The 223-nt window shown below is 31.4% G+C and carries 1 protein-coding gene; it reads left to right on the forward strand.

Features of this window, described 5'->3' with window-relative positions:
- On the forward strand, positions 1 to 213 hold a 213-nt coding region (locus NE558_RS14360; protein WP_256150849.1), incomplete at its 5' end, for a hypothetical protein.
- Between the last annotated feature and the right edge of the window lie 10 nt (positions 214 to 223).

Here is a 223-nt window from a genome sequence, read left to right on the forward strand (position 1 = left end):
GTTTGTTTTTCCCCCGATGCGCTCTCCATAGATACTACGCTCAGACTATTTTTCTCTGCATTTGTATCAAATTGTGAACACCCCATTGCCTGCATCATTATGGTAATTATTGATATGATGAATATTACTTATTTTAGATTTTTCATACGAATTTATCCTTTCTTTTTAAAATGTATAGAAGAGTTTTTGAAGCTTTTGCTTCTTACTATTTAAAGCTTAACAG

It is taken from the genome of Anaerotignum propionicum, assembly GCF_024461735.1.
In the GTDB taxonomy this organism is placed as follows: Bacteria; Bacillota; Clostridia; order Lachnospirales; family Anaerotignaceae; genus Chakrabartyella.